General features: G+C 61.1%; 10 protein-coding genes and 3 tRNA genes. 4 read left to right on the forward strand and 9 right to left on the reverse strand.

Annotated elements, in window-relative coordinates; translation table 11 throughout:
- Positions 1 to 40 precede the first annotated feature (40 nt).
- From ACI7M0_RS06180 to ACI7M0_RS06200, 5 genes are all read right to left on the reverse strand, one after another.
- The gene (locus tag ACI7M0_RS06180; protein ID WP_064492882.1) at positions 41 to 1,333 is read right to left on the reverse strand and encodes a virulence factor family protein; all 1,293 of its coding nucleotides are present in this window, start codon (positions 1,331 to 1,333) and stop codon (positions 41 to 43) included.
- Positions 1,333 to 3,975 carry a bifunctional lysylphosphatidylglycerol flippase/synthetase MprF gene (mprF, locus tag ACI7M0_RS06185; RefSeq protein ID WP_129933764.1) on the reverse strand — a complete coding sequence of 881 codons (2,643 nt, stop codon included), beginning with the start codon at positions 3,973 to 3,975 and terminating at the stop codon, positions 1,333 to 1,335. The genes ACI7M0_RS06180 and mprF overlap by 1 nt, the downstream gene beginning before the upstream one ends.
- 259 nt (positions 3,976 to 4,234) lie before the next feature.
- Positions 4,235 to 4,311, reverse strand: a tRNA-Met gene (locus ACI7M0_RS06190).
- Between the two features lie 134 nt (positions 4,312 to 4,445).
- Positions 4,446 to 4,522, reverse strand: a tRNA-Met gene (locus ACI7M0_RS06195).
- Positions 4,523 to 4,656: 134 nt separating this feature from the next.
- Positions 4,657 to 4,733: transfer RNA gene (locus ACI7M0_RS06200), tRNA-Met, on the reverse strand.
- Between the two features lie 221 nt (positions 4,734 to 4,954).
- Here ACI7M0_RS06200 and dinB point away from each other — a divergent pair.
- Positions 4,955 to 6,013: a DNA polymerase IV gene (dinB, locus tag ACI7M0_RS06205; protein ID WP_165366994.1), complete on the forward strand. Its 1,059-nt coding sequence runs from the start codon at positions 4,955 to 4,957 to the stop codon at positions 6,011 to 6,013.
- A gap of 26 nt (positions 6,014 to 6,039) precedes the next feature.
- Here the strand turns inward: dinB and ACI7M0_RS06210 are convergent, their stop codons facing one another.
- The 3 genes from ACI7M0_RS06210 to ACI7M0_RS06220 form a co-directional block, all read right to left on the reverse strand.
- The gene (locus ACI7M0_RS06210; protein ID WP_014589989.1) at positions 6,040 to 6,993 is read right to left on the reverse strand and encodes a hypothetical protein; all 954 of its coding nucleotides are present in this window, start codon (positions 6,991 to 6,993) and stop codon (positions 6,040 to 6,042) included.
- Between the two features lie 20 nt (positions 6,994 to 7,013).
- Entirely contained in the window at positions 7,014 to 8,729 is a 1,716-nt protein-coding gene (locus ACI7M0_RS06215; protein ID WP_014589990.1) for a proline--tRNA ligase, read from the reverse strand.
- A gap of 160 nt (positions 8,730 to 8,889) precedes the next feature.
- The gene (locus ACI7M0_RS06220; protein ID WP_129932411.1) at positions 8,890 to 10,173 is read right to left on the reverse strand and encodes an OprD family porin; all 1,284 of its coding nucleotides are present in this window, start codon (positions 10,171 to 10,173) and stop codon (positions 8,890 to 8,892) included.
- Between the two features lie 691 nt (positions 10,174 to 10,864).
- Here ACI7M0_RS06220 and ACI7M0_RS06225 point away from each other — a divergent pair.
- Positions 10,865 to 11,284, forward strand: a complete 420-nt coding sequence (locus tag ACI7M0_RS06225; protein ID WP_014589992.1) for an HIT domain-containing protein — start codon at positions 10,865 to 10,867, stop codon at positions 11,282 to 11,284.
- Position 11,285: 1 nt separating this feature from the next.
- Positions 11,286 to 11,492: a SlyX family protein gene (locus ACI7M0_RS06230; protein WP_014755587.1), complete on the forward strand. Its 207-nt coding sequence runs from the start codon at positions 11,286 to 11,288 to the stop codon at positions 11,490 to 11,492.
- A gap of 121 nt (positions 11,493 to 11,613) precedes the next feature.
- On the opposite strand, the gene ACI7M0_RS06235 is transcribed toward ACI7M0_RS06230, so the two are convergent.
- On the reverse strand, positions 11,614 to 12,207 hold the full coding sequence (locus tag ACI7M0_RS06235; RefSeq protein ID WP_129932410.1) for a cold-shock protein: 594 nt from the start codon (positions 12,205 to 12,207) through the stop codon (positions 11,614 to 11,616).
- Between the two features lie 281 nt (positions 12,208 to 12,488).
- On the opposite strand from ACI7M0_RS06235, the gene ACI7M0_RS06240 reads away from it, so the two are divergent.
- Complete coding sequence (locus tag ACI7M0_RS06240) at positions 12,489 to 12,962, forward strand: Dps family protein (RefSeq protein WP_010952363.1); 474 nt, start codon at positions 12,489 to 12,491, stop codon at positions 12,960 to 12,962.
- Positions 12,963 to 12,996: the final 34 nt, after the last annotated feature.

Raw genomic sequence — 12,996 nt, forward strand, 5'->3', positions numbered from 1 at the left:
ATACAGCAGGCTCAGGGCCGCAGAGCGGCCCTGAGCTTTGTCAGTTCTGCTCAGCTACGCTGGACTTGCCTTGGCGCGTCTCGATCTCGCCAATCAACCGCTTGGCGAGTGCCGGGTAGTTCTCGTCGAAGTGGTGCCCGCCAGGCAGTTTCAGGCGCTCACCTACTGCCGTCTTTTCCGTGCAACCGCTCTCGTCGGTTTCCTCGACGCCATATACGCACACGACCTTGGACGCCGGCAGCTTGGCCATTTCCGGCCCGGTTGGCGCTTCCTGGCCTTCCTTGCCCAGCCAGCCCTCGACCTCGATCTCGAAGCTGCCACTGCGCGCAAAGGCTAGCAGCATCACCGCATCGATACGCTGCTGGTCCTCGACGGGCAGGCGGTTGTAGATCGCCGGCAGCACGTCGGCGCCGAACGAATAGCCGGTCAACACGAAGCGCTTGGTACCCCACTTCTGCCGGTAGTGATGCATCAGCTCGGAAAGGTCGGCGGCGCTTTGTTCCGGGGTCTTGTGCTGCCAGTAGTAGCGCAGCGTGTCGATGCCCACCACCGGGTAACCCAGCTTGGCCATTTCCCCGGCCACGTCGCGGTCCAGATCGCGCCAGCCGCCATCACCAGAGAGGAACAAGGTAACCGTGTCTGTGGTTTGCCCGGCCGGCACTTCGACCACCGGGATGGCCAGTGCGTTACCGTCGCGGCCGACCAGGGCTTGGGTCAGTTGCGCCTTGAGCACTTGTGGCAAGTGGATGTCGTAGTCGCTGATGCTGGTTTCGGCGTTAGCCTGGTCGCGCACGAAGGCGGCGCTGGCGTCATCCGGGTTGTCGTTCCAGGCGACGTTCCAGTGGCCATGGGCAGCCGATTTGGGCAGCGGTGCCTGGCAGTCAGGCTGTTCGAGGGTGAAGCCCACGGAAATGGCCCGCGCCTTGTCATCGTTCTGGCTGGCCAGCCAGCGCCAGGCCTGGGCGGCACCGGGACCGATACCGGCGACCAAGGTCGGTTTTTCCTGCAGTTGGTTCAGCGCCTGGTCCATGGCCTGTTGCTGCTTGCTGCAGTCGCCAGGCGGCAGAATCACCTGCACCAGCTGGGCTTCACCGGCCTGGCTCAGGTCGAGCAGTTGCTTGCCCGTCAGTGCCTGGTCTTGTGGCACGCCGATGGCCACCCGGGCCTTGGGGTGCACGCCAGGGGTAACACGGGTGATGCTGGTGTCATTGATGCTCAACTGTTCCAGGCGCGCCTCGGGGGCCGGGCGCGTCCACAGCCAGAAGGCCAGCGCACCACCCAGGGCGGCCAGCAGCAGGGGAACCAGCAGGTACAACCAAAAGCGTCGGGTCATCAGCGTTTCACCAATCCAGTCAGGCCGCCTGCAATCAGGGCGGCGGTGTCGGCCAGTGCCACCAGCGGGTCGAGCCCGGCTGGCACGGCCATGTAGCGGGGTTCCCAGTCCGGCTGGAACTTGTCCTTGAAGCGTCGAAGCCCCTGGAAGTTGTAAAGCTGTTCACCACGGCGGAACACCAGCGAACCCAAGCGTTGGGTCAAGGGGGCGCCGCGCCTTGGTTGCAGGCCGGAAAGCGGTACCATGCCCAGGCTGAAACGCCCGTAGTCATGGCTTTTGTAATGCAGGATCAAGCCGATCATCATGAATTCCATGGTCAGCTTTGGCGCTTCGGGGTGCGCACGCATCAGGTCGAGGCTGGCCAGCTCGTTTCCATGGGTTTCCAGCAGGTTGGCGAAGGCTACCGGGCGGCCCTGGAAGCGAATCAGGGCTATGCGGAAGTGCTGCAGGTAGTCTGGGCTGAAGCGCCCCAGCGAGAAGCCTTTCTCGCGCACGTTCTTGCCGCCGAGCCAGGCGTCGGAAATTTCCTTCAGCTCAGTCAGCGGGGCGTGGCCGGGCTCATGGATCTCCAGGCTCAGGCCATCTCGTCCGCCGCGGTTCCAGGTGTAGCGAAGGTCTTTCATCTCCTTGCCTTTGGCTTCAAGGTCGAAGCGGCGCAAGTCGACCCGGGCTTCTTCACCGAGCTTCAATGCGGTCAGGCCGATGTCCATGTAGAACGGCAGGTTCTCTGCGCGCACCTGATAGAACACGGGGCGTGCGTGGTGCAGGTCGCACAGGTCGCGGAACTGCCAGATCATCTCGGCGCGTTCCTGGGCCGGGCCTATCGGGTCGTACAACGCCACCAGGCTGCGGCCGCGCCGGGCATACATGAGGAACGCGTTATCACGCGGGTGGAACAGCAACGCCTTGTCGCCAGTCAGCGCCAGGCCACCGTCGGGCTGGTCGGAGGCCTGCAGGATACGGTTGGCGCGTTGCAACTCTTCTTCGTCAGGCAGGTGGATCACGGGCGGCGCTGTACGCAGCAGCCACGTCAGTGCCACGGCAGCCAGCAGCAAGGCACTGCCCATGGCGGCGCGCAGGCCCCGTGGCGCGTCGGCATCGAGGGTGAACTGCCACCACAGCTGATGGCTGTAAGGCACATCCTGGTAGGCGAACAGCAGAAGCCACACTGATGCGCCCACCGTACAGGCGCTGGCCACCAGGAACACCGGCGAGAAGGGCAGCTCCAGCAGTCGGCTGGGGCGATAGAACGAGCGGCGGAACAGCGCGAGCAGGGCGGCGGTAAAGGTCAGCAGGCAAGCCTCTTCCCAGTCAAAGCCCTTCAACAGCGACAGCAGGGCGCCGACCAGCAACAGCACGGTGGTCAGTAGCCAGGCGGCGGACAGGCGCCGGCGCAGGCCTTGGGCCAGCAGCAGGCAGAGCACACCGATCAGGCTGGCGCCGAAATGAGAGGCATCGATCAGCCGGTGTGGCACCAGGAAGCCCATATGCTCCAGGCGCGTATCTATCTCGGGCGTGGCACCGGAAAACAGCAGCACCACGCCGGACAGGAACACCAGGATCGACAGGATTGGTGCGGCCAGACCCGAAGCGGCCTTGATGGCCTGTTGCGCAAACAGCAGGCGTCGGGCTTCATTGGCCAGCAGCAACACGCAGGCCAGCAGCAGTGGCAGCACCACATAGATCAGCCGATACAGCAGCAAGGCTGCCGCCAGCGGTGCGGCACCGAGCTGGTCGGCAAAGGCCGCCAGCAGGATCGCTTCGAACACCCCGACGCCGCCCGGTACGTGGCTGAGCACGCCCGCAGCCAAGGCCAGCAGGTACACCAGCACGAACGCGCCGAAAGGAGGGGCTTCGGGCAGCAACAGGTAGAGCACGGTGGCAGCGGCCGCCACATCCAGCGCGGTAATCAGCAATTGCAGGGCCGCCAGGCGTGCATCCGGCAGGCGAAGTGTGCGCCGCCCCAGTTGAACGAGCAGGTTATTGGCCGCCGGTTGCTCGGCCAGGCGGCGGCGGTACAAGCCAATTACCAGTAAGGCAGACACCACCAGCACGGCGCTGGCAACAGCTGCCAGCAGGCCGGGCGCCAACCCCAGCGCTGTCGAGGCCGCCGGCAGGTTGCTCAATGTCGCCAAGGCGGCCAGGGGCGGCAGCGCGCAGCCCAGTGACAGGCTGGCAAACACGGTCATGCGTGCGACTTCGCCAGCACCAAGCCCTTGCCGGGCGTACAGGCGATAGCGAACCGAGCCGCCAGAGAGCATCGACAGGCCGATGGCGTTGCCGATGGCAAAGGCGCTGAAGCCGCCCAGTGCCAAGCTGCGTGCTGGCAGTTTCACGCCCGCATAGCGGCTGGCCGACCACTCGTAGCCCAGCAGGATCACAAAGCCGATCACCGTTGCCAGCAAGGCGCCCAGCAATGACTGGGTTGGCACGCTGAGCATGGCATCGTGCAAGGCATAGATGTCCAGCTCGCTCAGCAGGTGACGGCAGGCAATCAAGGCCATCGTGAACAGTAGCAGGGTCACCATCAGGCCTATGGGCTGGCGGTAGCGACTCAGGCGTTCGAGTAGGGGCAGGCGCTGCACAGCACCGGGTAGCGCCGTAGCGAGTGGCACCGGAGGTTCGGGATTGTGCGAAGTCATGAGTTGCCCCGGGCATGCAGCGCGAGGTGAAGGAAAGGTGCGGCCAAGTGAAAGTCCCTTTGGAAAACGTATCCAATGTTACTCCGGCCTCAGGCGTTTGCAGCGGCTTGGCAGGGTTAAAGATAGTTCATCCTGGGCACGACATCTCAAGCCTGCGGGTTGGCATGAGGAGGGGAAATCGAGGCGACGAAAGTCAGGGAGGTATAAAGCAACAAACCCCGCGCTGCTTTTACACAGGCGGGGTTTGTTCTGACGAATATGGTTGCGGGAGCCGGATTTGAACCGACGACCTTCGGGTTATGAGCCCGACGAGCTACCAGGCTGCTCCATCCCGCGTCAGTGGGGCGGATTCTACAGTGTGTAGTGTGTATGTCAAGCGCTAGGCTTTGATTTGTCGAAGTTTTTTCGAAAATGCTTATCAGCAGACAAAGAAAAAGGCCACTGTGTTAACAGTGGCCTTTTCTTGAATCTGGTTGCGGGAGCCGGATTTGAACCGACGACCTTCGGGTTATGAGCCCGACGAGCTACCAGGCTGCTCCATCCCGCGTCAGTGGGGCGGATTCTACAGCGTGTAGTTTATATGTCAAGCGCTAGGCTTTGATTTGTCGATGTTTTTTCGAAAAAGCTTTTTAACGGGCAAAGAAAAAGGCCACTGCGTTAACAGTGGCCTTTTCTCGAATCTGGTTGCGGGAGCCGGATTTGAACCGACGACCTTCGGGTTATGAGCCCGACGAGCTACCAGGCTGCTCCATCCCGCGCCTGTGAGATCGAATTCTACGGATTTACGCACTGATGTCAAGCAATTGTTTTGGAAAAACCTTTTTTGTTCAAACCCTTAGCGCTTCATGGCCGTGTACAGCTCAGTCACGGCGGGGCTTTCAGGCCGATTATCGTGTAGCAAAGCAGGTGAGCTGTTTCAGAGCAGGGTGCATGCGATACTATCTGTATGAATTTACAGTGCTGACGGTCGTCCATGTCCTTGCGCAAGATCATCCACGTCGACTGCGATTGTTTCTACGCTGCGATCGAGATGCGTGACGACCCGCGCCTGGCCGGTCGCCCCATGGCGGTGGGGGGCTCGCCCGACCATCGCGGGGTAATCGCCACCTGCAACTATGAAGCGCGTGCCTATGGCGTGCGCTCGGCCATGTCATCGCGGCATGCGCTGAAGCTTTGCCCCGACCTGTTGATCGTCAAGCCGCGCTTCGAGGCCTACCGTGAGGCCTCGCGGGAAATCCACACGATCTTTCGCGACTACACAGAGCTCATCGAGCCTTTGTCCCTGGACGAAGCCTATCTGGATGTCAGCGACAGCCAGTGGTATTCGGGCAGCGCCACACGCATTGCCGAGGATATTCGCCGGCGTGTTGCCCGTACCCTGCATATCACCGTGTCGGCTGGCGTGGCGCCTAACAAGTTTCTGGCCAAGATCGCCAGTGACTGGCGCAAACCCAATGGGCTGTTCGTGATTACCCCAAATGAAGTGGAAGCGTTCGTTGCAGCCTTGCCGGTGGCCAGGTTGCATGGGGTGGGTAAGGTGACGGCCGACAAACTGACGCGGCTGGGCATCGAAACCTGCCTGCATTTGCGTGAGTGGTCACGGCTGGCATTGGTGCGTGAGTTCGGCAGTTTTGGCGAGCGGTTGTGGGGGCTGGCACGGGGGATCGATGAGCGTGCGGTGCATAACGACAGCCGACGCCAGTCGGTGAGTGTGGAAAACACCTACGACACCGACCTGCCAGACCTGGCCAGTTGCCTGGCGCGGCTGCCAGAGCTGCTGGCTAGCCTGAACGAACGCATCGCCCGAATGGACAGCAGTTACCGGCCAGACAAACCGTTCGTCAAGGTCAAGTTCCATGACTTCAGCCAGACCACCATGGAGCAGGCCGGGGCGGGCCGGGACCTGGAGAGTTATCGGCAATTGCTGGGGCAGGCGTTCGCCCGTGGCGGCAAGCCGGTACGCTTGCTAGGGGTAGGGGTGAGGTTGCGTGACTTGCGGGGCGCGCATGAACAGCTGGAGCTGTTCCCGCCCAAATGAAAGGGGCTGCAATGCAGCCCCTTCTGTCAATGCACGCCTGGATCAGCCACCAACCGGCCAGTGGCCTTGGTCAGCGACTGCAAGAATTCCTGCTGCAGCTCCGGATCGTTGCGGGTCAGCTCGATCAGGCTCTGTTCCATTTCACTGGCTTCCTCTTCAAGGCCCAGTTCGGACAGGCGCTTGACCCGGTGCACCCACTGGCCGACATCATCATCTTCGAGGTCATCGAAGATCAGCTCATGGGCTTCGAGCAGCTTATTGCGCAGGGTAGCGCTGACCAACAGGCTGGCATCGCCTCGTACCGCATTGTCCTCGTCAAGTACTTGCAGGTGCAGGGTGCCGACGTGGTTGAGGTTTTGCTCGGAGAACGGGCTGTCTAGCAGGTTCAGGCGCAGCACGCCGTTGCGGTCGGTGGTCAGCTCGTGGGTCATCTTGCCGGCCTTGACCTCGACCAGGCGCTCGCTCCAGGGCAGGCTGATGGATTCCTCGCGCTTGCCTTTCTGCACTTCGCTGATCCCGGCCAGGTTCTGCTGGGCGCGGCCGTTGGATGGCACGTTCATGAACGGGTTGAGCCCATCCACGCCATAGCTTAGCCAGTCGTGGGTGATACTTTGCGGCAGGTTACCCAAGGCGAAGACGTTGACCACATTGGCGCCGACACCCGCCACCACGGCCACTGCACCCAGCGGGATCTCGTAGATCTCCCGCCAGGGTTGGTAAGGCGTATAGCGGTCATAACGACGGGTCACTTCGAATTCGGTGACTTCGAAGCGCTTTTGCTCATGCACGCGCACACGTCGCTGCGGAAGCTCCATCACCTTCGGCTCGCCGACATCGATCTGCAGGGTATGCTCGAGCAGTTTGCGCTCGACGCGCTCCTCATGGTCGCTGCGCTGGGACATCTGGTTGGCGCAGCCGCTGACGAGCAGGGCGCCGCACAGTGCGGCGCCCCCAAGGGTAAAGGTACTTCGCTTGTACATGATCACTCGTGCATTGGTTATCAGCGGCGAACGCGGGCCTGCAGGAAGGTCAGCACTTCATTGAGCGGCAACGCCTGGGCGTCCTGCTCGGTGCGGTGCTTGTACTCCAGGTTGCCTTCGGCCAGGCCGCGATCGCTGACGACGATGCGGTGCGGGATACCGATCAGCTCCATGTCGGCAAACTTGATGCCTGGGCTGGTCTTCTTGTCGCGGTCGTCCAGCAGCACTTCATAGCCGGCGGCAGTCAGTTCGGCATACAGCTTGTCGGTCGCTTCGCGGACCACGTCGGTTTCGTAGCGCAGTGGGACCAGGGCAATCTGGAACGGAGCCAGGGCGTCGTTCCAGATGATGCCCTTGTCGTCATAGCTCTGCTCGATGGCAGCTGCAACCACACGGGACACGCCAATGCCGTAGCAACCCATCGACAGCACGACCGGCTTGCCGTTCTCGCCCAGCACCTGGCACTTCAGCGCCTCGCTGTACTTGGTGCCCAGCTGGAAGATGTGGCCCACTTCGATGCCGCGCTTGATAACCAGGGTGCCCTGGCCGTCCGGGCTTGGGTCGCCTTCGACCACGTTACGCAGGTCGGCAACCTGTGGCACCGGCAGGTCGCGCTCCCAGTTGACGCCGAAGTAGTGCTTGTCGTCGATGTTGGCGCCGATGCCGAAGTCGCTCATCAGGGCAACCGAGCGGTCGATGATGATTTCCAGTGGCAGGTTGAGCGGGCCGAGCGAGCCGGCACCGGCGCCAATGGCGTCGCGCAGTTCGGCTTCGGTGGCCATGACCAGCGGGTCGGCAACCTGTTCCAGCTTGGTGGCCTTGATTTCATTCAGTTCGTGGTCGCCACGGACGATCAGGGCAATCAGCTTGCCCTCTTCGGCACCGCGCACGATCAGGGTCTTGACGGTCTTTTCGATCGGCAGGCCGTGGTTTTCCACCAACTGGGCGATGGTCTTGGCGTTCGGGGTGTCGACCAGGCGCAGCTCCTCGGTAGGGGCAGGGCGCACGGTTTCACGCGGGATGGCTTCGGCCTTCTCGATGTTGGCGGCATAGTCGGAGCTGTCGCTGAAGATCACGTCATCTTCGCCAGACTCGGCCAGCACGTGGAACTCGTGCGAGTAGCTGCCACCGATCGAGCCGGTATCGGCCTGCACAGGGCGGAAGTCCAGGCCCAGGCGGGTGAACACATTGGTGTACGCCTGGTGCATGCGATCATAGGTTTCCTGCAGGGAAGCCTGGTCGGCATGGAACGAGTAGGCGTCCTTCATGATGAACTCGCGGCCACGCATCAGACCGAAGCGCGGGCGGATCTCGTCACGGAACTTGGTCTGGATCTGGTACAGGTTGAGCGGCAGCTGTTTATAGCTGGACAGCTCGTTACGGGCCAGGTCGGTGATCACTTCTTCGTGGGTAGGGCCGACGCAGAAGTCACGCTGGTGGCGGTCTTTCAGGCGCAGCAGCTCAGGGCCGTATTGCTCCCAGCGACCGGATTCCTGCCACAGCTCGGCGGGCTGGATGCTCGGCATCAGCACTTCCAGGGCGCCGGCGGCGTTCATTTCCTCACGCACCACGGCTTCGACCTTGCGCATTACCCGCAAGCCCATCGGCAGCCAGGTGTACAGGCCGGAGGCCAGTTTGCGGATCATGCCGGCACGCAGCATGAGCTGATGGCTGATGACCACTGCGTCGGCAGGGGTTTCTTTCTGGGTGGCGAGCAAATATTGACTGGTGCGCATGGTTAGCCGTGTCGATTGCCTAAGACGTTGAAATAGCCCCGCATTGTACGGGGGGGAAACGAAGGCGTACAGGATGCCCCAGGGCGTGACACTTGTCAGCCAAGAAAAAGCCCGGCGTGATTGCCGGGCTTTTTCAGGTGCGGGGCACTGCAAGCCAGGCTTACAGGATGCTCAGCGGGTACTCCACGATCAGGCGCAGTTCGTCGATCGATGGGGAACCGTAGTACACGCCATCGCCCGAACGGTAGGTGGCCTGACGTACGCGGAAGCTCAGGTCCTTGGCCGGGCCGCTCTGCATCACGTACTTGACGTCGATGTCGCGTTCCCATTCCTTGCCGCTGTCGGTGGTGCGGGTGGTGGCACCGGTACCGCTAACGTAGCGGGTCATGAAGGTCAGGCCAGGTACACCGAACTCGGCGAAGTTCAGGTCGTAGCGCGCTTGCCAGGATTTTTCGTCTTCGGCGTTGAAGTCGGAACGGGCAACGGAGTTGGCCAGGAAGACGGTGCCGCCACCGTCCACGCCGTAAGCGTAATCACCGTCGCCGCTGACTTTCTGGTAGGCCAGGGTGAAGGTGTGGGCGCCAACGTTGTAAGCGGCCGACAGGCTGGCTGCGATGTTGTCCAGCTCATTGGTGCCGTCGGACTTGCTGACGTAGGCGCCGGTCAGGTTGTTGCCAATCGACTTGGTGTCATAGATGTTGAAGTCGAACACCAGGCCTTGCTTGTCGCTGATCGGCAGCGCCCAGTTGATGTTGCCGTACCACTTGCGGAAGTGATCTTCGACACGCGAGTAGTAGACGCTGGTGCTGAGGCTGTCGGTAATGGCGTAGGTGCCACCAAAGACGTTGGCTTCAGTCAGGTTCAGGCTGTCGTGGTAGGTCTGAGCCTGGGCGTTGAGTGCGGTGAAGTGACCGGCATGCAGGGTCAGGCCATCGATTTCGTTGCTGGTGATCAGGCCGCCTTCAGCCACTTCCGGCAGCAGTCGGCTGTCGTCGGTAGCCAGTACTGGCAGGGCGGTGAACTGGTCGCCGAACTTGAGCACGGTGTTGGAAATGCGCATTTTCACTGCGCCGCCGCCTTCGGAGTAGTCGTCTTGCGAGCGACCGTCGGCACCTGTCGGGAACAGGCCGGTGCCGGCGCGGCCTTTGCCGCTGTCCAGCTTGAGGCCCAGCATGCCGATGGCGTCGACACCGAAGCCTACGGTGCCTTGGGTGAAGCCCGATTCGAAGGTGCCGAGGAAGCCAAGGCCGGTTTCTTCAACGCGGCTCTGGGAGCCAGGCGCGTTGTTACGGAAGTCACGGCTAAAGTACAGCATGCGGGTCTTGACGCTCAGCTTGCTGTCTTCGATGAAACCTTTGGACTCGTCCTGTGCCGAGGCCATTGCCAACTGCGAGGTCCCTGCCGAAACGGCCAGGGCGATCATGCTCCACTTCATCACGCGCATCGTGATTTGCTCCTTTGGTTTTTAGGAAGAGTACCGCTGCGTCCAAGTCTTTTAGTTATATGGGGCAGCTCTTTCTTTTTATGTCGGCGAAAATGTATAGCACGCAGACTGTTGTTGGCGATATGGCTATAAGCACTCTTTGCGGAACTTTTTCACCGTGTCGCTTTTAAGTATTTCCATGTCGCAAATCACGCCCCGGTTCAGGGGCCGTATAACCTCAGCGCTGTTCCTGGCACCGTAACGAATCTGTAACCGCCGATTCCGGTTGAGGAAAATCCCTGGTAACCCATGTCGCTGTTGTTATTTGTCGCGTACACCTGCTACTGCAGATGTCGTGCCGACTTGGCGTGAAGGGAATGCAACAAGCGTGCTCAAAATTCGCAACAGTTCATGAAATTTTCACAAAACCTGCTACCGAGGGTCGGAAAGTCCCGTAAATGCGGGACGAAGGCTGCTTGTGTGATTTATGCGATCGAGAATCATTAGAAATTAATAACTTGCCTTTAGAGTCAAAGTGTTACCGCAACTTGTTCATCCAGCATCGTTTGTGGGGTGGTCAGTGTGGGGAGGGCGGGCAGGTGGCCTCATTTTGGTGCGAAAAGTAGCGCTGTGTTACCGGGAGTGTGCAAGGTATCCTTGCTGGCCTGTTTTCCGCCTGAAGCGGGATGGTATTGCCTGAAGGAGATATGCCGTGTTCGTCCTCGATTCGCGTTTGCAGCAGGATTCGCTGGTGTTGGGAGAGTTTCCGCTGTGCCAGTTGCTGCTGAGCAAGGATGCCAATTACCCATGGTTCATTCTGGTGCCCAAGCGCGCTGGTATCAGTGAGCTGTTCGAGCTGGATGTGGCAGAGCAACAGCAGTTGTGGCAGGAAACCACCTTGTTGGCAGAGGCGTTGAAGGCCAGCTATGGGGCCGACAAGATGAACGTGGCTACCTTGGGCAACGTGGTCAGCCAGTTGCACATGCATGTGATTGTGCGCCAGCGCGACGACGCTGCATGGCCGGCACCGGTATGGGGCAAGTGTGCGCCTGTGGGCTACACCGATGATCAACTGCAAGCTGTTCGCCAGCGTCTGCGCGGGCTCCAACTTGCTGGATACCAAGAGGCCTGAGATGACACTGGAAATGCGGATGGTCGAACTGGAAACCCGTCAGGCGTTTCAGGATGACGCTATCCAGGCGCTGAATGACGTGGTGGTGGAGCAAGCGCGGGTGATCGAGCGGCTGCAATTGCAGATGGCCGAGCTGATCAAGCGTCATGAAGAGATGGTTGGCCAGTATGGCAGCGAAGGGGAAGAGACCCCGCCTCCTCATTATTGAGTTGTTCCAGGCTGCTATCGCCGGCAAGCCAGCCCCCACAGGTATGATGCTGCCTTCAGGTGCAGCACGGCCCTTGTGGACGCTGGCTTGCCGTTGATGGCGTCGGCCGGTCAGCCGTTGGTCAGCGGCGGGTTACTGCAACCACGTCTTCGGCCTGCAGGCCCTTGTCGCGGTGCATCACCGAAAACTCCACGCGCTGGCCTTCGACCAGAATGCGGTGGCCCTCACCGCGGATGGCCCGAAAGTGCACGAAGATGTCATCGCCCGAGTCTCGGGAGATGAAACCAAAGCCTTTCGATGTGTTGAACCATTTGACGGTGCCGGTATCACGGTTGCCGGCATCTTGTGCCACGTGTTGACTGCCGCGTGCCTTGCGCGGGCTGCGGGCAAAGCCCACGGCCAGATGCACGGCCACGGCCAGCGCCGCACACACCAGGGCTGCCAGGTTGCCCATTTCGGGGCGGGCCAGTAGCGTCAGGGTCTGCAGCACGACGGCGACTACCAGCAGGGCGCAGGCCAGGTGCTGCAGTTGTTGCCGCGCGCCGCGATGATACAGCGGCACGACCGGGGCCAGCACAAGGTTGAGCAGGCCGAGCAGGGCCAGGTAAACCGCGTCGGGTTGTTGCAGGAAGGGTGTCGCATCGGTTTTCAGGCTGGGTATGAGCGATAGCAGCAAAGCTGCCACGCCCGTCACCAGATGGACGATCTTGAACATGGGGTTGGCTCACTGTTGATAAGGCCGATCACAGGAAGAGCTGGCAGCACGGTGCGCATGAGATATAGAGCGCGAACACGTGGCAGGCCAGCCTATGCACCCGGCAATGACAGTCCGCACGGGTGGCACAGTGCCTATTTAACAGTAAAGCTGCAGCCTACTCAAACCGCAGGCCGCCCAGTGGGCAATGTATTGCGCCATGTCACATGCGGCATGCGGCAAGTGTTGCTACAGTGGTCGGCACCCGCTTGAGTCTCAAGCCTTGTGGAGAGGGGAGCTTCATGGCAATCGATATCGGTATCAGTGAAGAAGATCGCAAGTCCATCGTCGATGGGCTGTCCCGCCTGTTGTCGGATACCTACGTGCTGTATCTGAAAACCCATAACTTTCACTGGAACGTCACCGGCCCGTCGTTCCGCACCTTGCACCTGATGTTCGAAGAGCAGTACAACGAACTGGCCCTGGCAGTCGATTCGATCGCCGAGCGCATCCGTGCCTTGGGCTTCCCGGCACCGGGTTCGTATGCATTCTATGCACGACACTCGTCGATCAAGGAGGAGGAAGGCGTCCCCCCGGCAGACGAGATGATTCGCCAGCTTGTTCAGGGGCAGGAGGCCGTGGTACGCACTGCGCGCAGCATTTTCCCTGTGGTGGACAAGGTCAGTGACGAGCCGACCGCCGACCTGCTGACGCAGCGCATGCAGGTTCACGAGAAAACCGCCTGGATGCTGCGGGTACTGCTCGACGACAAGTAACCGTTGCTCAAGGGGAAAGCTTGCGCAACCCCTG

It is taken from the genome of Pseudomonas sp. 10(2024) (assembly GCF_045164175.1).
Lineage (GTDB): Bacteria > Pseudomonadota > Gammaproteobacteria > Pseudomonadales > Pseudomonadaceae > Aquipseudomonas > Aquipseudomonas alloputida.

Coding starts and splice junctions, on each gene's coding strand:
- ACI7M0_RS06180 (WP_064492882.1), bottom strand. CDS start 1,333: ATGACCCGACGCTTTTGGTTGTACCTGCTGGTTCCCCTGCTGCTGGCC.
- mprF (WP_129933764.1), bottom strand. CDS start 3,975: ATGACTTCGCACAATCCCGAACCTCCGGTGCCACTCGCTACGGCGCTA.
- ACI7M0_RS06210 (WP_014589989.1), bottom strand. CDS start 6,993: ATGTACAAGCGAAGTACCTTTACCCTTGGGGGCGCCGCACTGTGCGGC.
- ACI7M0_RS06215 (WP_014589990.1), bottom strand. CDS start 8,729: ATGCGCACCAGTCAATATTTGCTCGCCACCCAGAAAGAAACCCCTGCC.
- ACI7M0_RS06220 (WP_129932411.1), bottom strand. CDS start 10,173: ATGCGCGTGATGAAGTGGAGCATGATCGCCCTGGCCGTTTCGGCAGGG.
- ACI7M0_RS06230 (WP_014755587.1), top strand. CDS start 11,286: ATGACACTGGAAATGCGGATGGTCGAACTGGAAACCCGTCAGGCGTTT.
- ACI7M0_RS06235 (WP_129932410.1), bottom strand. CDS start 12,207: ATGTTCAAGATCGTCCATCTGGTGACGGGCGTGGCAGCTTTGCTGCTA.
- ACI7M0_RS06240 (WP_010952363.1), top strand. CDS start 12,489: ATGGCAATCGATATCGGTATCAGTGAAGAAGATCGCAAGTCCATCGTC.